The sequence below is a fragment of the Janthinobacterium sp. HH104 genome (assembly GCF_001758715.1).
Lineage (GTDB): Bacteria > Pseudomonadota > Gammaproteobacteria > Burkholderiales > Burkholderiaceae_D > Janthinobacterium > Janthinobacterium aestuarii.
In genome coordinates, this window is sequence record NZ_LRIB01000047.1 from 71,528 (window position 1) to 92,838 (window position 21,311).

The window sequence follows — 21,311 nt, forward strand, 5'->3', positions numbered from 1 at the left end:
CCATAAGGACAATTCGTGAATCGCTATCTCTTGAGCAGTCTGACCCTGACCCTGTTGGCTGCGTTTGCCCATGCCGCCGAACCCGTATCCGCCGCTGCCGCCCCGACCGTGGCCCCAAGCGCCGCGCCTGCCGCCGCTGGCGTCGTTTCCGGCATCGATGTGCAGTACATCGACCCCGCCGTGCGCGTGCAGGACGATTTCTTTACCCATTTGAACGGCAAGTGGCTGGCGACGGCTGAGATCCCTGCCGACAAGTCGAGCTGGGGTTCGTTCGCCAAGCTGCGCGATGACACGACGCCGCAATTGCGCGGCATCATCGAATCGACGCAACAGGACAAAAACAAGAAGGCCGGTTCCGAAGCGCAGAAAATCAGCGACCTGTACGCCAGCTACATGGATGAAGCCAAGCTCGATGCGCTGGGCACGAAGCCGCTGGCCGGCGAACTGAACCGCATCCGCTCGCTGCGCGACAAGAAAGGCGTGCCGGCCCTGATCGCCCACCTGAGCCAGACGGGCGTGTCGACTCCCTATGCCGTCTACGTGGGCCAGGATGCGCGTGCCTCGACGAAATATGCGGCATATGTCAGCCAAAGCGGCCTGGGTATGCCAGACCGCGATTACTACCTGGAAGCCAAGCAGGCTGGCGTCAAGGAAAAATACCAGGCGCACGTGGAAAAAATGCTGGCCATGGCCGGCGACAAGAACGCCGCGGCGCGCGCCAAGGCGGTTGTTGCGCTGGAAACGGCCCTGGCCGAAGTGCAATGGACCAAGGTCGAGAACCGCGACCCCGTCAAACGCTACAACAAGACCGACATCAATAAGCTGAACGACCTGACCCCGGGCTACGACCTGAAGTCGGGCCTGGCCGCGCTCGGTATCGCCAACAAGGTCGATTACGTCATCGTCAACCAGCCAAGCTACCTGGCCGGCTACAACAAGGTGCTTGCGTCCGCCGACCTGGACACCGTGAAAGCGTATTTCGAATGGCAGTTGCTGCGCAGCTATGCCAGCTACCTGTCGAAAAACTTCGTCGATGAAAGCTTTGCCTTTTACGGCACGGTACTCAGCGGCGTGACGGAAAACCAGCCGCGCTGGAAGCGTGGCGTGGGCGCCGTCGAAGGCGTGCTGGGCGAAGCCGTCGGCAAACTGTATGTCGCGCAATATTTCCCGGCAGAGCGCAAGGCGCACATGCAGGAACTGGTGAAAAACGTGCTGGCCGCCTACAAGGACAGCATCGATACCCTGGACTGGATGAGCCCGGAGACCAAGAAGGAAGCGCAAGCCAAGCTGGCCAAGTTCACGCCGAAGATCGCGTATCCGAACAAATGGCGCGATTATTCGAAGCTGCAAATCGTCCAGGGCGACCTGGTGGGCAACATGATGCGCGCCGCCAACTTCGGCTCCGCGCGCCAGGTGGCCAAGCTGGGCAAGCCGATCGACCGCGAAGAGTGGGGCATGACGCCGCAAACGGTGAACGCCTATTACAGCTCGACGATGAATGAAATCGTCTTCCCCGCCTCGATCCTGCAGCCACCGTTCTTTGACGCCAACGCGGACGACGCCGTCAACTATGGCGCCATCGGCGCCGTCATCGGCCATGAAATCAGCCATGGCTTCGACGACAAGGGCAGCCAGTCCGATGGCGACGGCAACCTGCGCGACTGGTGGACCCCGGCCGACCGCAAGAATTTTGCGGCCAAGGCCGACGCGCTGACCAAGCAGTACGACGGCTACAGCCCATTGCCTGGCTACCACGTCAACGGTGCGCTGACACTGGGCGAAAACATCGCCGACAACTCGGGCGTGGCGATCGCCTATAAAGCCTATAAAATCTCGCTGGGCGGCAAGCCGGCGCCCGTGCTGGACGGTTTGACGGGCGACCAGCGCTTCTACATGGGCTTTGGCCAAGTGTGGCGCAGCAAGATGCGCGAAGCGCAGCAGATCGTGCAGATCAAGACCGATCCCCATTCGCCGGGCCAGTACCGCGCCAATGGCACCATGGTCAACCAGCCAGGTTTTTATGAAGCGTTTGGCGTGAAACCGGGCGACAAGATGTATGTTGCGCCGGAAAACCGCGTGATCATCTGGTAAACGTCGTATCCATGTAAACGTTATCTTGTCACAACAAAAAAGACCACTTGCGTGGTCTTTTTTGCATTCTGGCCAAAGTTCTTTCTGTCATTTCGGCCGGTATGCTACAGTCAAAAACCGGGCCAGAAGCCTTGGGCCTTCTGACCCTTATATTCCACACAATACAATATAGAGGACAACCGTGAATCGTTATTTGTTAAGTGCATTGACCCTGAGTTTGCTGGCCGGCGTGTCCGGCATGGCTGGCGCCGCTGATAGTGCCAAGAAAGCCGCCGCCGCTCCCGCCACGGCCGTCTCCGCTGCGGCGCTGACGTCGGGCATCGCCGTCGAATACGTCGACCCTGCCGTGCGCGCGCAGGACGACCTGTTCCAGCACCTGAACGGCAAATGGCTGGCGGAAACTGTCATTCCTGCCGACAAGTCGAGCTGGGGCAGCTTTGCCAAGCTGGCCGACGATACGCAAACGCAGCTGCGCGGCATCGTCGAAGGCGCTGCCGCCGACAAGGCACGCGCGGCCGGTTCGAATGCCCAGAAAATCGGTGATTTCTATAACAGCTTCATGGATGAAGCCAAGCTGGAAAGCCTGGGCCTGACCCCCTTGAACGCGGAGCTGGCGAAGATCGCCGCGCTGCAGGACAAAGCGGAATTGCCGGCCGTGATCGCCCATTTCAGCAAACTGGGCGTGACCTCGCCTTACGACTTCGGTATCCACCAGGACGCCAAGGATTCCACCAAATATGTGGCCGACATCGTGCAAAGCGGCCTGGGCTTGCCTGACCGCGATTACTACCTGGAAGAAGGCAAGGCCGATACGCGCGCCAAATACCTGGCCCACGTGGAAAAAATGCTGAGTTTGGCTGGCGACGCGAACGCGGCCGCCAATGCCAAGGCTATCCTGGCGCTGGAAACGGAACTGGCCAAGGCGCAATGGAGCAATGTGCAGAACCGCGACCCCGTCAAAACCTACAACAAGGTGGAACTGGCGAAACTGGCCAGCGTGGCGCCAGGCTATGACTGGGCCCGCTACCTGAAGGACACGGGCATCGCCGGCAAGGTCAATTATGTGATCGTCAGCCAGCCCAGCTACCTGAAAGGCTTTGCCGAGATCGCCAACAAGACGCCGCTGGAAACGTGGAAAGCATACTTCCAGTGGCATTTGCTGCACGCGAACGCTGGCTACCTGCCGAAAGCGTATGTCGACGAAAACTTCGCGTTTTATGGCACTACCCTGACGGGCGTGACGGAAATGCGTCCGCGCTGGAAACGCGGCGTGGGCGCCGTCGAAGGCGCGCTGGGTGAAGCCGTGGGCCAGCTGTACGTGGAGCAGTATTTCCCGGCCGAGCGCAAGGTGCGCATGGAAGCGCTGGTGAAAAACCTGATGACGGCCTACAAGCAAAGCATCGACAAGCTCGACTGGATGAGCCCCGTCACCAAGAAACAGGCGCAAATCAAGCTGGCCAAGTTCACCACCAAGATCGGCTATCCGAACAAATGGCGCGATTACTCGGGCCTGACGGTGGCGCCCGACGACTTGATCGGCAACATCCAGCGTTCGCACCTGCTCAACTACAACCGCGAGCTGAACAAGCTGGGCCAGCCGATCGACCGCGACGAGTGGGGCATGACGCCGCAGACCGTGAACGCTTATTACAATCCTGAGCTGAACGAAATCGTCTTCCCGGCCGCCATCCTGCAAGCACCGTTCTTCGATGCCAACGCGGACGATGCCGTCAATTATGGCGCCATCGGCGGCGTGATCGGCCATGAAATCAGCCACGGCTTCGACGACCAGGGCGCCCAGTACGACGGCGACGGCAATTTGCGCGACTGGTGGACCAAGGCCGACCATAAAAACTTTGCCAAGAAAACCAAGCAGCTGGTGGCGCAGTACAACGGCTTCAGCCCGGTGAAAGGCCACTTCGTCAACGGCGAACTGACCCTGGGCGAGAACATCGCCGACAATTCCGGCGTGGCGATCGCGTATAAAGCGTATAAATTGTCGCTCAATGGCAAGAAAGCCCCTGTCATCGACGGTTTCACGGGCGAGCAGCGCTTCTACGCGGGCTTTGCCCAGGTATGGCGCATGAAAATGCGTGAAGCGCAGCAACTGGTCTTGCTGAAAACGGACCCGCACTCGCCAGGCCAGTTCCGTGCCAACGGCACCATGCGCAACCAGCCCGGCTTCTATCAAGCCTTCGACGTGAAACCGGGCGACAAGATGTATCTGCCACCGAAAGACCGCGTCATCATGTGGTAACAGCAGTGCTGACGCACTAGCACCGAGCCGCCCCGTGCAAAGCCGGGCGGCTTTTTCATGTCCGTCGCGAACGTCGCGTAGGTCGGATTAGCGAAACGCGTAATCCGACAAATCGCTTGCTTATGCGCAGGCGAAAAAAAACCGCCCATCCGGGCGGTTCCTGGTTCAGCGCGCTGGCTGAATTATTTGGCAGGCTCGGCTGCAGGAGCAGCGCCATCAGCGGCCGCGGCCGGTGCCGGCACTTCCGGTTCCTTGAACTTGCCGCCCGACGCGTTGGCGATGTAGACGACGGCGCGCGCCACTTCCACATCGTCGAGGTCCGGATTGCCGCCCTTGGCCGGCATCGCGCGCAAGCCTTCGATGGCATGCTTCAGGACCGTATCGTAGCCCTGGGCCAGGCGGGCCGACCAGCTGCCCGCGTCGCCAAACTTCGGTGCACCGGCCACGCCGGCGCCATGGCAAGCCACGCAGGTCGCCGTGTAGACGGCTTCGCCGCTTTGCAGCACTTTCGGACCGCTGGCATCCTTGAAGGTAAAGCCAGCATTGGCAACCGGACTCAAACGCTCGGCAATGGCTTCCGGCGACTGGCTGTCCGTACCGGCGCCCGTCAGTTTTTGCGCCGTGACGAACTGTACCAGCAGGATGATGCCGATGACGGTGACGAGGAAGAAGCCAGCTACGGCGGCAAGCAATTGTTTAGGCGTTTTGATCGCTGATTGTTGTTCGTTATGTGCGTCGCTCATGATGTCCTTAGTCCAGATTTGAAACTGATGGCCGTGTAAGGTAGCATTTTTACATGCTTGGATGTAAACCTTTATGAAACCCACAATTATAGGCACAAAAATTGAGCAGTGACATGCAATTGCCAGCGATACGACAGTTTCCGTAGACGTAGGTAAAGAAAAACGGTATCCTTCGCATCACTTCAGAAATTCCCCCTACGCGGCTGTAGCTCAGTGGATAGAGTATTGGCCTCCGAAGCCAAGGGTCGTGGGTTCGATCCCCGCCAGCCGCACCAGACAAATCAAAACTCCCGTTTTAATCCAGCCAGCATTGCCATGCGGCTGCATGCTGTGAGTTACTTGCCTGCGCTGTTCTTTGGCATGCGCGGCGCGCCAATGCAATACCTCAACACCTTTGATCGAGAAAGATGCTTACAGCGGCACATGTCCGTTTCTGCTCGCCATGGGCACCGTGCGCCAGCTCATGTCGGTGCTGCCAATTTTTTGTGCATTCTCTTCTCATAAATACCCCTGACGCCCCTGCCGTTGTCCGTTTGCAACCTCCAAAGTCCCTCAGCCGCTGATATCAATATTGATATCGAAACAGTGGAAAAATTGATTGGAGAGATTATCGCCCAGCCCCTAAGATAAACGCCGAGCATGCGAACGACATGCAAGCGATACAAAAAATATCAATACAATATCTGGAGATTCATGATGCGCAACGCCACCGGTCCGCTCGCGGCCACTTCCCCTCGTCCATTCACCTTGAAGGCAGCCGTTGCGGCATTGGCCGGTATTGGCTTGCTGAGCACGGCTTCGGTCTGGGCGCAGGAGGCGGTGGCGGCCAATGCCAGTGCCGAGCCGGCGGCGGAAGTGTCGGTCGTGACCGTTAGCGGCGTGCGCCGCTCGGCGCAAAATTCGCAACAGATCAAGATGCGCTCGGACCAGGTCATCGATTCCATCGTGGCCGACGACATCGGCAAATTCCCCGATAACAACGTGGCTGAAACTCTGGCGCGCATTTCCGGCATCCAGATCCGCCGCGATTCTGGCGAGGCGAGCGCCGTCATGATCCGCGGCTTGCGCGATGTCACGACCCTGCTCAACGGCCGCGAACTGTTCACCACCACGGGCCGCTACGTCAACCTGGCCGACATTCCCGCCACCATGCTGCAGCGCGTCGACGTCTATAAATCGCAGGGTGCGGACCAGGTCGAAGGCGGCGTGGCCGGCATCATCGACGTGCGCACCAACCGTCCGTTCGATTTCAAGGATTTCACGGCCAGCGTGAATACGCGCGCCGTCTACAGCGACAAATCCAAGGCCACCGACCCGAACATCAGCGGCATGCTGTCGAACCGCTGGAAGACGGGCATCGGCGAAGTGGGCGCGCTGCTGGGCTTGTCGCAGCAGCAGCATCGTTACCATGAGGAACGCGCGTTCAATACGGCGCCCGTGGATAAAAGTTTCCTGTCGCCGGGTTTGACGGGGCCGGACCAGGTGGGCTTGCTGCCGATCAAGGGTGACCGCCGTCGCACGACCGCCAATGCCGTGCTGCAATGGCGCCCGAACGCCGACGTCGAGCTGTACGCCGAAGGCATGGCCACGCGCTTCCTGCTCGATGCCGAGTCCGATTACTTTGTCGGCTTGCCATGGTGGGGCACGCCCGTGTCGGCTACAAAAATTCCTGGCACCAACCAGCTGCAAACGCTCACGTCCACCAACGTCAACACCATCATGTCGACGCAGGCGAACAAGAACGAGACGAAGACGCATCAATTTGCCGTCGGCGGCTTGTGGGATATCAACCCGGAATGGCGTTTCACGTCGGAAGTGGCCAGCACCAAAAGCACCTATGCCTGGCGCAACCCGATTCTCGATGCGATTACCGTCGTGCCGAATGCCCGCATCAATACCAACCAGAACGGCACCTTGCACGTGGACTACACGGGCAGCGATTTGCAAGACCCGTCGAACTACTATCTGAAGGGTTTCTTCGACCGCTACGGCAAGGACCAGGGCAGCTCGAACGACGTGCGCGCCGACCTGGCGTACACGCCGAGCGCGGGCGGCATCTTCAAGGAAATCAGCGTCGGCCTGCGCGGCGTGAAGCGCGAAGCCGAATCGATCAAGAGTTTCGAGGGCAATGCGGAAGCACCGGACGTGTCCGGCGCCGCGTTTCCGTTCGGCCGCCAGAGTGTGACGTCGATTCCGGGCCTCAATTGTCTGTCGGAACCGATGTCCAGCGGCGGCCCCGACTATGGCTTGAAGCAGTGGTACACGCCGTGCGCCAGCTTCCTGCTCAATAACACGGGCACCATCCGCGAAGCCGTCACGGGCAGCAGCGCGGCGCGGGCAATGGACCCGGGCTCGTTCTTCAAGGATACGGAAAAGACGTACTCGATCTATACCAAGGCCAAGGTTGCCTTCAAGCTGGGCGCCTACCCCGTCGATGGCACCCTGGGCGTGCGCGTCGTGCGCACCGAACAAAGCTTGCAAGGCAATAGTTCGCAAGATGGCGTCTACACGCCTGTCATCAGCGACACGGCCAGTACCGATGTGCTGCCGAGCGTGGCCCTGAAAATCAAGCTGCGCTCGGACCTGGTCGGCCGCTTCGCTGCAGGCCGCACCATCAGCCGTCCCGGCTTTTCCCAGCTGAACCCGGGCGTGGCCCTCGTCAACTCGACGGAAACGGTGAAGGCGACGGGCGCGGGCGGCAATCCGAATCTGAAACCAGTCACGGGCGACAATGTTGACGCGGCACTGGAATGGTATTTCGCGCCCGCCGGTTCCGTCACGGCTACCGTGTTCCACCACAAGTTCGACGGTTATATCCAGCAACGCATTTCCAGCGAAACCATCGCCGGCAAGACCTATGACGTGGACCGCCCGTACAACACGGCCGCCGGCAAGCTGCAAGGCCTGGAAATTGGCTACCAGCAGTTTTATGACGGCTTGCCTGGCCTGTTGAGCGGCCTGGGCTTGCAAGCGAACGGCACCTACATGAGCGGCACCACGGACGACGAGACGGGCAGCCATGCCATCACGGGCGTGTCGCGCTATGCCTACAACCTGGTCGTGCTGTACGAAAAAGACGCATGGTCGGGCCGTTTGGCCTACAACTGGCGCTCGAAATTCATCGACAGCTACAACCAGGGCGGCCCCGGCCTGGACTTGAAAGTGGCGCCGACGGCCCAGCTCGACGGTTCGCTGTCGTACAAGATCAACGACCAGTTCACCGTGACCCTCGATGGGAATAACTTGCTCGACACCAAGTTCAAGGATTACTGGAACACTGCGGGCGTGTATCCGCGCGACACGCGCCGCTATGACCGCACAGTGGGTCTTTCTTTACGCTGGAAAATGTAACTTGGTCGCACAGTAAAAAATCAAGGGCGTTGCCATGGTTTCGGCCGGCAACGCCCCTGTCAGTTGGGCAGTCACGCACGATTCATCATAAAAAGAATGGACGGAAAGCATGGAGACGCAAAAATTATCTACCGTTGAAAAGGTCGGCTTCGGCGCCGGCGACATGGCGCTCAATGTCGTCATTTCGTCGATGATGTTGATCATTACCTTTTTCTATACCGATATCTATGGCTTGAAAACCACCGACCTGGCCCTGCTGTTCGTGGCCGTGAAAGTCATCGGCGCCATTGCCGACCTGGTCATGGGACAGATCACCGACCGCTACAGCTTTGCCTCGGGCCGCTACCGTCCATACCTGCTGTGGCTGGCCGTGCCGTATGGCGTCAGCGTCTTCTTTGTGTTCAGCACACCCGAGTGGCACTATGACGCCAAGCTGATCTGGGCATACTCGACATATATTCTGATGACCATCATGACGGCCGGCGTGGGCATTCCGTATATCTCCCTGATCAGCGGACTGACGAGCGATCCGCAGGACCGCCTGTCGGCCAACGGCTACCGCCTGTTCTTCGCCAAGATCGGCGCCTTCATGGTGACCATCGTCGTGCCGATCCTGTCGCAGCGCTGGGGCGGCGGCAACCCGGCCGTCGGCTACCAGGCGGCCATGGCCGTGATGGCCGTCATGGGCGTGGCCCTGTTCCTGTTCTGCTATTTCTCCACCACCGAGCGCGTCGTGCACGTGGTGGAAAAGCAATCGTTGCTCGCGCAATTGAAAGTGCTGCTGCAAAACGACCAGTGGCTGGTGCTGTGCGGCGTGTGCGTCACGGGCACCATCGGCTATGTGGTGCGCGGTTCCGTCGCCATTTATTACGCGAAATACTATCTGGGCGGCAGCACGGAAACCGTGGCCGCCTTCCTCACGACCGGCGTAGTGGCCGCTATCCTGGCCATGATCGCTTCGACCTGGATCACCAAGTTTTACTGCAAGGTAAAACTGTTCCGCTACACGCAGATCGGCGTCGCCCTGATCAGCCTGGCGATCTATTTCTTTGTGAAGCCGAGCGATACCGTGCTGGCCTTCGCCCTGTATTTCCTGCTGTCCTTTGTCGTGGACTTGCATGCGCCCGTGTTCTGGTCGGCCATCGCGGAAACCATTGATTACGGTCAAGTCAAGACGGGCAAGCGCGTCTCGGGCTTCGCCTTTGGCGGCATCTCCGTCTGCCAGAAGGCGGGCATGGCGGTGGCGGGCGGCCTGGTGGGCGTGCTGCTCGCGTATTTCGACTACCAGCCCAACCATGAGCAAACGCAATTCGCCCTGAACGGCATCGCCCTGATGCTGTCGATCATCCCCGGCTTCTTCCACTTGCTGATGGGCTTGCTGATGTTCAAGTACCGCATCAGCGATACGTACTACAGCGGCGTGAAGTCGGAAATGCACAAGCGCGGTTTTGTCTCCGCGTAAGAATAATTGAATGGAGCAAGCAACATGGCAGACGTCTTGACACCGCTGATCGAACAGCGCGCCGACCCGCATATCTACCGTCACAGCGACGGCTATTATTACTTTACGGCGTCCGTGCCCCAGTACGACCGCATCGAACTGCGCCGCGCCGACAGCATCGCTGGCCTGGCCGACGCGCAAACGGTCGACGTGTGGCACAAGCCGGAAACGGGGCCGTACAGCGAACTGGTGTGGGCGCCGGAATTGCACTTCAACCAGGGCGCCTGGTATGTGTATTTCGCCGCCGCGCCGAGCCGCGAAATCAAACATAAGTTGTTCCAGCACCGCATGTATGCGATCCGCAATACGAATGCGAACCCGCTCGAAGGCGAGTGGGAATTCATGGGCCAGATCGACACGGGCATCGACACCTTCTGCCTGGACGCCACCACGTTCGAGCACGACGGCGTGCTGTACTACCTGTGGGCGCAGAAAGATGTGGCCATCGAGGGCAATTCGAACCTGTACATCGCGCCGATGGCCACGCCGTGGCAGCTGGCCGGTCCGCCCGTGATGCTGAGCAAGCCGGAATTCGACTGGGAAATTCGCGGCTTCTGGGTCAACGAAGGGCCGTCCGTGCTGAAGCGCAACGGCAAGATCTTCATCAGCTATTCGGCCAGCGCCACCGATGAAAACTATGCGATGGGCTTGCTGTGGGCCGACGACTCCGCCGACCTGCTCGATCCAGCGGCGTGGACCAAGTCGCCCGAGCCCGTGTTTGCCACCTGCTACGAGCACGGCATCTACGGTCCCGGCCACAACAGCTTCACGACGGCCGGCGATGGCGACGGCGTATTGCTGGTGTACCATGCCCGCACCTACACGGAAATCGTTGGCGACCCTTTGTGGAACCCGGACCGCCACACGTTTGTCAAACCGTTGCGCTGGGACGCGCAAGGCATGCCCGTGTTTGGCCGCTCATCGACCCTGTAAAACCTGGACCCGACGCCATGACCCCAGTTGATTCTGTTTCAGTGACGCAATTGCCGTTCGGCATCCTGCCCGATGGCCAGCACGTCAGCGTATTTACCCTGACGAACCGCCAGGGCATGCAAGTCAAGGTGCTCGACTTTGGCGCCATCATCAGCGAAATCCACGTGCCGGATCGCGACGGCAACTTTGCCGACGTGGTGCTGGGTTTCGATCGCATCGAACCGTATCTGCACAACAGCGCTTTCCTGGGCGCCGTCATCGGGCGCTTCGGCAACCGCATCGCCGAGGGACGTTTCAGTCTGGACGGCAAGGATTACCAACTGGCCGTCAACAACCCACCCAATCACCTGCATGGCGGAAACCAGGGCTTTCACCAGGTCATGTGGCAAGCCGTGCCGTTCGCCAGCGACGACGCCGTCGGTATCACGTTCACGCGCAGCAGCCCGCATGGCGAAGACGGCTATCCGGGCAAGCTGGACGTCACCGTCGTGTACGAACTGGACAACGACAATGCGCTGCACCTGCGCTACCACGCCGTGACGGACCAGGCCACGCCGATCAACTTGACCAACCACAGCTATTTCAATCTGGCGGGGCACGGTGATATCCTCGGTCACGAGTTGTCCATCAACGCGGACCGCTACCTGCCCGTGGACGCGGGGTCGATCCCCACGGGCGAATTGGCGGACGTGACCGGCACGCCGTTCGACTTGCGCCAGAGCACCGTTATCGGCAGCAGCATCGATGTGCCGCATGAGCAGCTGCGCATCGGCCGCGGTTACGACCATAACTTTGTGCTGAATCAAAAGCCGGGGCACAGACTGAACCTGGCCGCCACCGTGCGCGAGTCGCAATCGGGCAGGGTGATGCAGGTGTACACGCAGGAGCCGGGTATCCAGTTTTATTCCGGTAATTTCCTCGACGGCAGCCAGCAGGGCAAGCAGGGCGCCATCCGCTATCGCGGCGCGCTATGCCTGGAAACGCAGCATTTTCCGGATTCGCCGAACCAGTCGCATTTCCCGAATACCATTTTGCGCCCGGGCGAGGTGTATCAGACGGAAACGGTCTATCGGTTTTCCGCAGAATAATCGTCGCAGACCCCAAAAACCTTCCACGCCCTGCCGCCACGCGCCCGCAGGGCGTTTTCATTGGTGCTGATGGATATCGTTTTCGATATCGGAACGCATTAAAAATTGATTGGAAAGGCATGGCAGGATTCTTTAGTATTCCAACATCGCTGCCCGGGCCGACGACATTAGATCCGGCATGGCACAACCAGGAGAATGGCATGTCTGAGACAAAAAAGAAGGTAGCCCTGCGCTCTGCCGAGTGGTTCGGCTCGCAGGACAAGAACGGCTTCATGTACCGCAGCTGGATGAAAAACCAGGGCATACCTGACCACGAGTTTCACGGCAAGCCCATCATCGGCATCTGCAATACCTGGTCCGAACTGACCCCCTGCAACGCACATTTCCGCCAGCTGGCCGAGCACGTCAAGCGCGGCATCCTGGAAGCGGGCGGTTTCCCAGTGGAATTCCCTGTCTTCTCGAATGGCGAATCGAATTTGCGCCCGACAGCCATGCTGACGCGCAACCTGGCCTCGATGGACGTGGAAGAATCGATCCGCGGCAATCCGATGGACGCCGTCGTGCTGCTGGTCGGCTGCGACAAGACGACGCCGGCGCTGCTGATGGGTGCGGCCAGCGTCGACATTCCGACCATCGTCGTCAGCGGCGGCCCCATGCTGAACGGCAAACTCAATGGCAAGGACATCGGTTCCGGCACGGCCGTATGGCAGTTGCACGAGCAGATGAAGGCGGGATCGATCACCTTGCACCAGTTCATGTCGGCCGAATCGGGCATGTCGCGCTCGGCCGGTACCTGCAACACCATGGGCACGGCTTCGACGATGGCCAGCATGGCGGAAGCGCTGGGCACGTCCCTGCCGCACAACGCCGCAATCCCCGCCGTCGATTCGCGCCGCTACGTGCTGGCCCACATGTCGGGCATCCGCATCGTCGAAATGGTGCACGAAGACCTGCGCCTGTCGAAAGTGCTGACGCGCGAAGCGTTTGAAAACGCCATCAAGGTCAACGCCGCCATCGGTGGCTCGACCAATGCCGTGATCCACCTGAAAGCGATTGCCGGCCGCATCGGCGTGCCTTTGGAGCTGGAAGACTGGACCAAGGTAGGCCGCGGCACGCCGACCATCGTCGACTTGCTGCCGTCGGGTCGTTTCCTGATGGAAGAGTTTTATTATGCGGGCGGCTTGCCGGCCGTCATCCGCCGCCTGGGCGAGGGCGATCTGCTGCCGCACAAGAATGCGCTGACCGTCAACGGCAAGTCGCTGTGGGACAACTGCGTTGAAGCGCCGATCTACAACGATGAAGTGGTGCGCACCTTGGACAACCCATTGCTGGCCGATGGCGGCATTTGCGTGTTGCGCGGCAATCTGGCGCCACGCGGCGCCGTGTTGAAACCGTCGGCCGCTTCGCCACACCTGATGCAGCACCGCGGCAAGGCCGTCGTGTTCGAGGACTTTGAACATTACAAGGCCCGCATCGTTGATCCGGATCTGGATGTGGACGCGAACTCCGTGCTGGTCATGAAGAACTGCGGCCCGAAAGGCTATCCTGGCATGGCGGAAGTGGGCAACATGGGCTTGCCGCCGAAACTGCTGGCGCAAGGCATCACCGACATGGTGCGTATCTCGGATGCGCGCATGAGCGGCACAGCCTACGGCACGGTCGTCCTGCACGTGGCGCCGGAAGCGATGGCCGGCGGCCCGCTGGGCATCGTGCGCGACGGCGACATGATCGCCCTCGACTGCCACAACGGCAGCCTGAACATCGACATCAGCGATGCGGAAATCGCCGAGCGCCTGGCGGCCCGCGAACTGGGCAGCGCTCCCGGACCGAAGAGCGGCTACCAGCAGCTGTACATCGAACACGTGTTGCAGGCCGATGAAGGCTGCGATTTCGACTTCCTGGTCGGCAATCGCGGTTCCGCCGTGCCACGTCACTCACACTAAGCGGAGAATCCCATGCTGTTGCTGCAATTTACGAATGAACACGGCGGGCGCCTCGTCGGCCTGCTGCAAGACGACGCCATCCGCGTCATCGAAGGCTACAACACGACGTATGCGCTGGCGCAAGACGCCATCCGCAAAAAGGTGAGCCTGGCGGATCTGGTCAACGCCACGGTCGGCAACACCACGCATTCCTATGCGGACGTGGCCGCTGCCGGACGTGTGCTGGCGCCGCTCGACCACGCCGATGAAGCGCACTGCTACGTGACGGGCACGGGTCTGACCCACCTGGGCAGCGCCGGCGCGCGCGACGCCATGCACAAGAAGATCGGCGGCGACGCGGAATCCTTGAGCGACTCGATGAAAATGTTCCGCCTGGGCGTGGAAGGCGGCAAGCCGGCTGACGGCACGGCCGGCGCCCAGCCCGAATGGTTCTATAAAGGCGACGGCTCCATCGTGCGCGCCGGCGGCCAGCCGCTGCGCATGCCGGACTTTGCCCTCGATGGCGGCGAAGAGCCGGAAATCGCCGGCCTGTACGTGATCGGCGACGACGGCCAGCCCTACCGGGTCGGCTACGCCATCGGCAATGAATTCTCGGACCACGTGACGGAGCGCCAGAACTATCTGTACCTGGCCCACTCGAAGTTGCGAGCCTGCAGCGTGGGCCCGGCCCTGCTGGTGGGCGAATTGCCCGCGCATATCGCCGGTACTTCGCGTGTGCTTGATGCGGCTGGCAATGTACGCTGGGAAAAAGCGTTCGTCAGCGGCGAAGAGAATATGTCGCACACGATCGCCAACCTGGAACACCATCACTTCAAGTACCCGCTGTTCAAGCGCCCTGGCGACGTGCACGTACACTTCTTTGGCACGGCAACGTTAAGCTTTGCCGATGGCGTGAGCGTGGCGCCTGGCGAAACCTTTGAAATCGAAGCGCCGGCCTTTGGCCCTGCCTTGCGCAACCGCCTCGATGTCTTCCCAACCGAATTTGCGAAAGTGAGCACATTATGAGTTTCAATATCACCGGTGATGCATTGATTGGCGGCGTCGCCGTCAAGGGTAACGGCGGCTCTTTCGAAGCGTGGGACCCGGCCGCGCGCGCGCGCATCGCGCCCGCTTTCCACATGGTTGATGCCGCGCAAATCGACGCGGCGTGCCGTTTGGCGCAAGCCGCGTTCGACCCGTTCCGCGCCACCAGCGACGCGGAACGCGCCGATTTTCTCGACACCATCGCCGCGCAAATCCTCGAGCTGGGCGACGACCTGATCGTGCGCGCCATGACGGAAAGCGGCTTGCCGCGCGCGCGCCTGGAAGGCGAACGTGGCCGCACAGTGGGTCAATTGAAATTGTTCGCCGGCTTGCTGCGCGAAGGATCGTGGACCGATGCACGCATCGACAGCCCGCTGCCCGACCGCGTGCCGCCGCGTCCTGACTTGCGTTTGCGCATGATCGGCCTGGGCCCCGTCGCCGTGTTTGCGGCCAGTAACTTCCCGCTGGCCTTCTCGGTCGCTGGCGGCGATACAGCCTCGGCCCTGGCTGCCGGCTGCCCCGTCGTCCTGAAAGCCCATTCGGCTCATCCGGGCACGTCGGAACTGGTGGCGCGCGCCATCGTGAACGCGATTGCCATCTGCAAGCTGCCGGCAGGCGTGTTCGCCTTGCTGACAGGCACGGGCAATGGCATCGGCCAGACTCTGGTGGCCCATCCCGCCATCCAGGCCGTCGGCTTTACGGGTTCGCGTTCGGGCGGCATCGCCCTGATGAAGGTGGCGGCCGAACGTGCGCAACCGATACCCGTATATGCTGAAATGAGCAGCATCAATCCCGTCTTTGTGTTGCCGCAAGCGCTGGCTGCCCGTGGCGCGGCGATTGCAAGCGGTTTTGCCGCCTCGCTGACCATGGGCGTGGGCCAGTTCTGCACCAATCCCGGCCTCGTGCTGGGTCTGGAAGGTCCCGACTTTACGGCGTTTGCCGCCGCTGCCGCCGAAGCGCTGGCGCCGGCGCCTGCCGCCACCATGTTAACGGCTGGTATTGCCAGCAGCTATGCCAAGGGCGTCGCCGCGCTGGCGCAGCATGCCGACGTGACGCCGCTGGTGCAAAACACGGGCGACGAAGGCAAGGGTGCCGCCGCCCTGTTCGTTACTTCGGGCGAAGCGTTTTTGGCCAAGCACGATCTGCGCGACGAAGTCTTCGGTCCCGCTTCCCTGCTGGTCGCCTGCCGCGACATCGAGCAATTGCTGGCGATCACGGAAAGTCTGGAAGGCCAGCTGACGGCCACCCTGCAAATCGATGCCGGCGACGTGGCAGATGCGCGCCGTTTGCTGCCCGTGCTGGAACGCCGCGTGGGCCGCATCCTGGCCAACGGTTTCCCGACGGGCGTGGAAGTGTCGACGGCCATGGTGCACGGCGGCCCGTTCCCGGCCACGTCGGATGGCCGCAGCACCTCGGTCGGTACGGCAGCCATCAACCGCTTCCTGCGTCCCGTGTCCTACCAGAACCTGCCGCAAGACTTGCTGCCGGAGTCGCTGCGCGACGATAATCCGCTGGGGATCTGGCGTCGTCACGATGGCGTGCTGGGCAAACTTTAATCACAAAAAATAAAAATACACAGGCGGAGACAAGATGAAGCAATTGGCGAAATATGGCAGCTTGCAGGGCAAGCGCGTGTTCATCACGGGTGGCGGCAGCGGCATCGGCGAATCTTTGGTGGCAGAATTTGCCGCCCAGGGCGCGCTGGTGGCGTTTGTCGATATCGCCGTGGAAGCGAGCGAGGCCCTGTGCCGCCGCCTGGCCGAAGCTGGCCTGACGGCGCCCATTTTCCGCCATTGCGACATCACGGATATCCCATCATTGCAAGCCGTCATGGCCGAACTGGCCGACAAGCTGGGCGACTTCGATATCCTCGTCAACAATGCCGCCAACGACCAGCGCCACCAGGCGCAGGACGTCACCCTGGAATACTGGAACGAGCGCATTGCGATCAATCAACGTCCCATGTTCTTCACGTGCCAGGCCGTCTTCGAGGGCATGAAACGCAAGGGCGGCGGTTCCATCATCAACGTCAGCTCGATTTCCTGGCACATGAAGTCGGGCGGCTACCCTGTGTATGCCACCACCAAGGCGGCCGTCGTGGGCCTCACGCGGGGCCTGGCGCGCGACTTTGGCGCCCACAATATCCGCGTCAACACCGTCACACCGGGCTGGGTCATGACGCAGCGCCAGATCGACCTGTGGGTCGACGACGCGGCTGAAGTGGAAATCAAGAAAAGCCAATGCTTGCCAAGCAAGTTGATGCCACAGGACATCGCCGCCATGGTGCTGTTCCTTGCTTCCGATGACGGCGCGATGTGCTCCTCCCAGGAATTCATCGTCGACGCCGGCTGGGTGTGACAAAACGTCCAGGGCGTTGTTGCAGGGTCGGATGTCATCGTACTGATGTACTAGCGTACTGTCTTCGACCCTGCGCCTAGCCCTGGGCGTTTTGTCGGCCGCGGGTTTGCCCGCAGCCACCTTCTTCCTTTGAAATACCCTCTTGCCGCCTCAACCCCGCGGCAGGAGAGGCATCGCCATATCCATATTGCCGGGTTGATCCCGGCCCTTGCTTTTCACTAAAAAACAGGAGACAGCATGAAACTCATCCATACCAGCATCGTGGCCTTCAGCCTGGCCATGGCCGCCGGCAGCGCCTTTGCCGCGCCCGTCAAGGTCACCATCGACGTGGCCAAGCCCGGTGCCGTGATCAACAAGAACGTGTACGGCCAGTTCGCAGAACACCTGGGCACCGGTATCTATGAAGGCATGTGGGTGGGACCGGAGTCTTCCATTCCGAATACCAAGGGCTGGCGCAACGACGTGCTGGGCGCGCTGAAACAGTTGCACGTGCCGCTGGTCCGCTGGCCGGGCGGCTGTTTTGCTGATGAATACCACTGGAAGGACGGCATCGGCGCGCGTGACAAGCGCCCGACCAAGGTCAACACCAACTGGGGCGGCGTGGAAGAATCGAACGCCGTCGGCACGCACGAATTCTTCGACCTGGCAGAGCTTTTGGGAGCGCAGACCTATATCAACGGCAACCTCGGTTCCGGCACGCCGCAGGAAATGTCCGAATGGCTCGAATACATGACGTCGGACAGCAAGTCGACCCTGGCCGAGCTGCGCCGCAAGAATGGCCGTGCCCAGCCGTACAAGGTCGATTACTTTGGCATCGGCAATGAAGCCTGGGGGTGCGGCGGCAATATGCGCCCGCAGTACTATGCCGACCTGTACAAGCACTATCACACCTTCATGAAGACGCCGGAAAGCGCCCGCCCGAAATTCATCGCCAGCGGCGGCAATGACGACGACATCAGCTGGTCCAGCACCCTGAGCCGCGAAATCAAGCCGAACATGATGGACGCCATCAGTTTCCACTACTACACGGTGCCGACGGGCGTCTGGGAAAAGAAGGGCGCCGCCACGGGCTTTGGCGAAAATGAGTGGATTTCCACCCTGAGCCGCACCCTGCGCATTGATAGCTTGATCAAGAACAATATCGCCGCCATCGACAAGAACGATCCCTCGAAAAAGACGGGCTTGTACGTCGATGAATGGGGCACCTGGTACGACGTGGAGCCGGGCACCAACACGGGTTTCCTGTTCCAGCAAAACAGCTTGCGCGATGCGCTCGTTGCTGCCCTGAACTTCAATATTTTCCATGCCCACGCGGACCGTGTGCGCATGACGAATATCGCGCAAATGGTCAACGTGCTGCAGGCGATGATCATCACGGACAAGGACAAATATTTCCTCACGCCTACATATCACGCGTTTGAAATGTACGTGCCGTTCCAGGATGCCACGTCCCTGCCGGTCGCTATCCAGGGTAATGGCAAGTACAGCCTGGGCAAGGTCAGCATTCCGGAAGTGAGCGCCTCGGCCGCGCGCGGCAAGGATGGCAAGGTGTATTTGTCGCTGGTCAACACGAACCCGCACAAGGCGGTCGACGTGAGCGTGGCATTGGCCGGCAAGCAAGTGGCCAGCGTGACGGGCCGCGTGCTGACCGCAGGCAAGATGGATGCCGTCAACAGCTTTGCGCAACCGCAAGCCGTGCAGCCGGTGGCGTTCAATGCCCAGGCGCAAGGCGGCAAGCTGACCGTGTCGGTGCCCGCCAAGGCCGTCGTGGTGGTGGCCGTCGACTAAGCTGTCGCTCACCTGTCACTCATCAGGCCGGCCCGCATGACGGGCCGGCTGACCATTTTGGAGAAGACGATGCACACATTGACACGCGGCATGGCCGCCATCCTGAGCACCCTGGCGATCATGGCTGCCGCGCACGCGGCCCAGGTCAGCGTGCACGACCCCGTGATGGCCAAGGAAGGCGACACGTATTATTTGTACAGCACGGGTCCCGGCATTACCTTCTACAGTTCGAAAAACATGGTTGACTGGCAGCCGGAAGGGCGCGTCTTCGCCGGCCAGCCGACCTGGGCAAAAACAGCTGCTCCCAGCTTTGACGACCATATCTGGGCGCCCGACGTGCAATTTCACGACGGAAAATACTATCTGTACTACTCGGTATCCGGCTTCGGCAAGAACACGTCCGGCATCGGCGTGACTGTCAACACGACCTTGAATCCCCGCTCGCCCGACTACCGCTGGGTCGACCAGGGCATGCTACTGCAATCAGTGCCCGAGCGCGACGAGTGGAACGCTATCGATTCGAACATCATCACCGATGCCAAGGGCACGCCGTGGATGTCGTTCGGCTCGTTCTGGAATGGCATCAAGCTGGTGAAACTGACGCCGGACTGGACCCACATTGCGGAACCGCAAGAGTGGCACTCGCTGGCGCGCCGCGTACCCCTGCCGCCACGCGCAGGCGAATTCAAGCCTGCGCCCGAGGAAATCGAGGCACCGTTCATCTTCCAACACGGCAACGATTACTTCCTCTTCGTTTCCTGGGGCTTGTGCTGCCAGAAAGAAAAAAGCACGTATCACCTGGCCGTGGGACGCTCAAAAAGCGTGACGGGTCCGTATCTGGACAAGGATGGCCGCGACATGGCGCAGGGCGGCGGCACGGTGCTGCTGAAAGGCGACAAGGACTGGCAAGGCCTCGGCCACAACAGCGCCTATACGTTTGACGGCAAGGATTATCTGGTGCTGCACGCCTATGAAACGGCGGACAATTATTTGCAGAAGCTCAAGATCCTGCCCATGACATGGGACAAGGATGGCTGGCCGCAAGTCGACGCGCGTGACTTGAACCGCTATCAAAGCCGCGAATTGCCGGCAGCCAAACGGTAAGCAGGGCAGGGGATGGGCGGCAGGTGATACGCAAATCGATATCACAAGCGAAAAAGAATTGATTGGATGGCTATGTTGCTTTCTCCTACCATGGGTTCATAAAAAACCGCCCATCCGGCATCCGGCTGTGATGGTATTCCAAAAAAAACTGGAGACAAGAATGAAATTGACACGCCGCACACTCCTCGCCAGCGCCATGTTGTTGGCACTGTCCGCTACTTCTTCCGCCTTTGCCGCCAAGCCCCTCGTCATGGGCTTTTCGCAGGTGGGTGCCGAAAGCGAATGGCGCACCGCCAATACCGTCTCCATCAAGGATGCGGCCAAGAAAGATGGCGTCACCCTGAAATTTGCCGATGCGCAGCAAAAACAGGAAAACCAGGTCAAGGCCCTGCGCTCGTTCATCGCGCAAAAAGTCGACGTGATCGCCTTCTCGCCCGTCGTTGAGTCCGGCTGGGATACGGTTCTGCGCGAAGCCAAGGCTGCCAAGATTCCCGTCATCCTGACGGACCGCGCCGTCAATGTCGCCGACAAATCGCTGTACGTGACCTTCATCGGTTCCGATTTCGTGGAAGAGGGCCGCCGCGCCGGCCAATGGCTGCTCGAGCACGCCAAGAAAACCCCGGACGCGCAACTGAACATCGTCGAGCTGCAAGGCACGGTCGGTTCCGCGCCGGCCATCGACCGCAAGGAAGGCTTCCAGGAAGTCATCGGCAAGAATCCGAAATTGAAGATCATCCGTTCGCAAACGGGCGACTTTACGCGCGCCAAGGGCAAGGAAGTGATGGAAGCGTTCCTGAAGGCCGAAGGCAAGAAGATCAACGTGCTGTACGCGCACAATGACGACATGGCCATCGGCGCCATCCAGGCCATAGAAGAAGCGGGCATGAAACCGGGCAAGGACATCATCATCATCTCGATCGATGGCGTCAAAGGCGCGTTCGAAGCCATGATCGCCGGCAAGCTGAACGTCACCGTCGAATGCAGCCCGCTGCTGGGCCCGCAATTGATGTCGATCGCCCGCGACGTGGTGGCCGGCAAGCCCGTGCCAGCGCGCATCACGACGGTGGAAGGCGTGTTCCCTGCCGAGGTGGCCGCCAAGGAATTCCCGAACCGTAAGTACTAAGCTTGCCG

The 21,311-nt window shown here is 60.6% G+C and carries 14 protein-coding genes and 1 tRNA gene; 14 read left to right on the forward strand and 1 reads right to left on the reverse strand.

The window, feature by feature from the left end:
• The first annotated feature begins 15 nt into the window (after nucleotides 1–15).
• Together JAB6_RS21605 and JAB6_RS21610 are read left to right on the forward strand one after the other, a co-directional pair.
• Nucleotides 16–2,091 (forward strand): M13 family metallopeptidase, encoded by a 2,076-nt coding sequence (locus JAB6_RS21605; RefSeq protein ID WP_070304463.1) that lies wholly within the window; start codon nucleotides 16–18, stop codon nucleotides 2,089–2,091.
• A gap of 181 nt (nucleotides 2,092–2,272) precedes the next feature.
• On the forward strand, nucleotides 2,273–4,348 hold the full coding sequence (locus JAB6_RS21610; RefSeq protein ID WP_070304464.1) for a M13 family metallopeptidase: 2,076 nt from the start codon (nucleotides 2,273–2,275) through the stop codon (nucleotides 4,346–4,348).
• 182 nt (nucleotides 4,349–4,530) lie between these two features.
• Here the strand turns inward: JAB6_RS21610 and JAB6_RS21615 are convergent, their stop codons facing one another.
• Complete coding sequence (locus JAB6_RS21615) at nucleotides 4,531–5,091, reverse strand: cytochrome c5 family protein (protein WP_070304465.1); 561 nt, start codon at nucleotides 5,089–5,091, stop codon at nucleotides 4,531–4,533.
• 199 nt (nucleotides 5,092–5,290) lie between these two features.
• Between JAB6_RS21615 and JAB6_RS21620 the strand changes: the two genes are divergently transcribed.
• The 12 genes from JAB6_RS21620 to JAB6_RS21675 all read left to right on the forward strand — a co-directional run bounded on the left by JAB6_RS21620 (nucleotide 5,291) and on the right by JAB6_RS21675 (nucleotide 21,303).
• Nucleotides 5,291–5,366, forward strand: a tRNA-Arg gene (locus JAB6_RS21620).
• A gap of 418 nt (nucleotides 5,367–5,784) precedes the next feature.
• Nucleotides 5,785–8,442 (forward strand): TonB-dependent receptor, encoded by a 2,658-nt coding sequence (locus JAB6_RS21625; RefSeq protein WP_070304466.1) that lies wholly within the window; start codon nucleotides 5,785–5,787, stop codon nucleotides 8,440–8,442.
• A gap of 109 nt (nucleotides 8,443–8,551) precedes the next feature.
• On the forward strand, nucleotides 8,552–9,904 hold the full coding sequence (locus JAB6_RS21630; RefSeq protein ID WP_070304467.1) for an MFS transporter: 1,353 nt from the start codon (nucleotides 8,552–8,554) through the stop codon (nucleotides 9,902–9,904).
• 24 nt (nucleotides 9,905–9,928) lie between these two features.
• Nucleotides 9,929–10,876: a family 43 glycosylhydrolase gene (locus JAB6_RS21635; protein ID WP_070304468.1), complete on the forward strand. Its 948-nt coding sequence runs from the start codon at nucleotides 9,929–9,931 to the stop codon at nucleotides 10,874–10,876.
• A 17-nt stretch (nucleotides 10,877–10,893) separates the two neighbouring features.
• Entirely contained in the window at nucleotides 10,894–11,964 is a 1,071-nt protein-coding gene (locus JAB6_RS21640; protein ID WP_070304469.1) for an aldose epimerase family protein, read from the forward strand.
• 200 nt (nucleotides 11,965–12,164) lie between these two features.
• A complete protein-coding gene (locus JAB6_RS21645; protein ID WP_034752921.1) occupies nucleotides 12,165–13,907 on the forward strand; it encodes an IlvD/Edd family dehydratase in 1,743 nt (580 codons plus the stop codon).
• Nucleotides 13,908–13,919: 12 nt separating this feature from the next.
• Entirely contained in the window at nucleotides 13,920–14,912 is a 993-nt protein-coding gene (araD1, locus tag JAB6_RS21650; RefSeq protein ID WP_034752922.1) for an AraD1 family protein, read from the forward strand.
• Nucleotides 14,909–16,486 (forward strand): aldehyde dehydrogenase (NADP(+)), encoded by a 1,578-nt coding sequence (locus JAB6_RS21655; RefSeq protein WP_070304470.1) that lies wholly within the window; start codon nucleotides 14,909–14,911, stop codon nucleotides 16,484–16,486. Before araD1 ends, JAB6_RS21655 begins: the two co-directional genes overlap by 4 nt.
• A 34-nt stretch (nucleotides 16,487–16,520) precedes the next feature.
• Nucleotides 16,521–17,288, forward strand: a complete 768-nt coding sequence (locus tag JAB6_RS21660) for an SDR family NAD(P)-dependent oxidoreductase (RefSeq protein WP_034752926.1) — start codon at nucleotides 16,521–16,523, stop codon at nucleotides 17,286–17,288.
• 237 nt (nucleotides 17,289–17,525) lie between these two features.
• The gene (locus JAB6_RS21665) at nucleotides 17,526–19,076 is read left to right on the forward strand and encodes an alpha-N-arabinofuranosidase (protein WP_070304471.1); all 1,551 of its coding nucleotides are present in this window, start codon (nucleotides 17,526–17,528) and stop codon (nucleotides 19,074–19,076) included.
• A gap of 69 nt (nucleotides 19,077–19,145) precedes the next feature.
• Nucleotides 19,146–20,180 (forward strand): arabinan endo-1,5-alpha-L-arabinosidase, encoded by a 1,035-nt coding sequence (locus JAB6_RS21670; protein WP_070304565.1) that lies wholly within the window; start codon nucleotides 19,146–19,148, stop codon nucleotides 20,178–20,180.
• A 160-nt stretch (nucleotides 20,181–20,340) separates the two neighbouring features.
• Nucleotides 20,341–21,303 carry an ABC transporter substrate-binding protein gene (locus tag JAB6_RS21675; RefSeq protein WP_035823666.1) on the forward strand — a complete coding sequence of 321 codons (963 nt, stop codon included), beginning with the start codon at nucleotides 20,341–20,343 and terminating at the stop codon, nucleotides 21,301–21,303.
• Nucleotides 21,304–21,311 lie beyond the last annotated feature (8 nt).

Excerpts from the sequence above, each read along its gene's own strand:
- JAB6_RS21615 (WP_070304465.1), bottom strand. The coding sequence starts at position 5,091 with ATGAGCGACGCACATAACGAACAACAATCAGCGATCAAAACGCCTAAA.
- JAB6_RS21625 (WP_070304466.1), top strand. The coding sequence starts at position 5,785 with ATGATGCGCAACGCCACCGGTCCGCTCGCGGCCACTTCCCCTCGTCCA.
- JAB6_RS21630 (WP_070304467.1), top strand. The coding sequence starts at position 8,552 with ATGGAGACGCAAAAATTATCTACCGTTGAAAAGGTCGGCTTCGGCGCC.
- JAB6_RS21635 (WP_070304468.1), top strand. The coding sequence starts at position 9,929 with ATGGCAGACGTCTTGACACCGCTGATCGAACAGCGCGCCGACCCGCAT.
- JAB6_RS21640 (WP_070304469.1), top strand. The coding sequence starts at position 10,894 with ATGACCCCAGTTGATTCTGTTTCAGTGACGCAATTGCCGTTCGGCATC.
- JAB6_RS21645 (WP_034752921.1), top strand. The coding sequence starts at position 12,165 with ATGTCTGAGACAAAAAAGAAGGTAGCCCTGCGCTCTGCCGAGTGGTTC.
- araD1 (WP_034752922.1), top strand. The coding sequence starts at position 13,920 with ATGCTGTTGCTGCAATTTACGAATGAACACGGCGGGCGCCTCGTCGGC.
- JAB6_RS21655 (WP_070304470.1), top strand. The coding sequence starts at position 14,909 with ATGAGTTTCAATATCACCGGTGATGCATTGATTGGCGGCGTCGCCGTC.
- JAB6_RS21660 (WP_034752926.1), top strand. The coding sequence starts at position 16,521 with ATGAAGCAATTGGCGAAATATGGCAGCTTGCAGGGCAAGCGCGTGTTC.
- JAB6_RS21665 (WP_070304471.1), top strand. The coding sequence starts at position 17,526 with ATGAAACTCATCCATACCAGCATCGTGGCCTTCAGCCTGGCCATGGCC.
- JAB6_RS21670 (WP_070304565.1), top strand. The coding sequence starts at position 19,146 with ATGCACACATTGACACGCGGCATGGCCGCCATCCTGAGCACCCTGGCG.
- JAB6_RS21675 (WP_035823666.1), top strand. The coding sequence starts at position 20,341 with ATGAAATTGACACGCCGCACACTCCTCGCCAGCGCCATGTTGTTGGCA.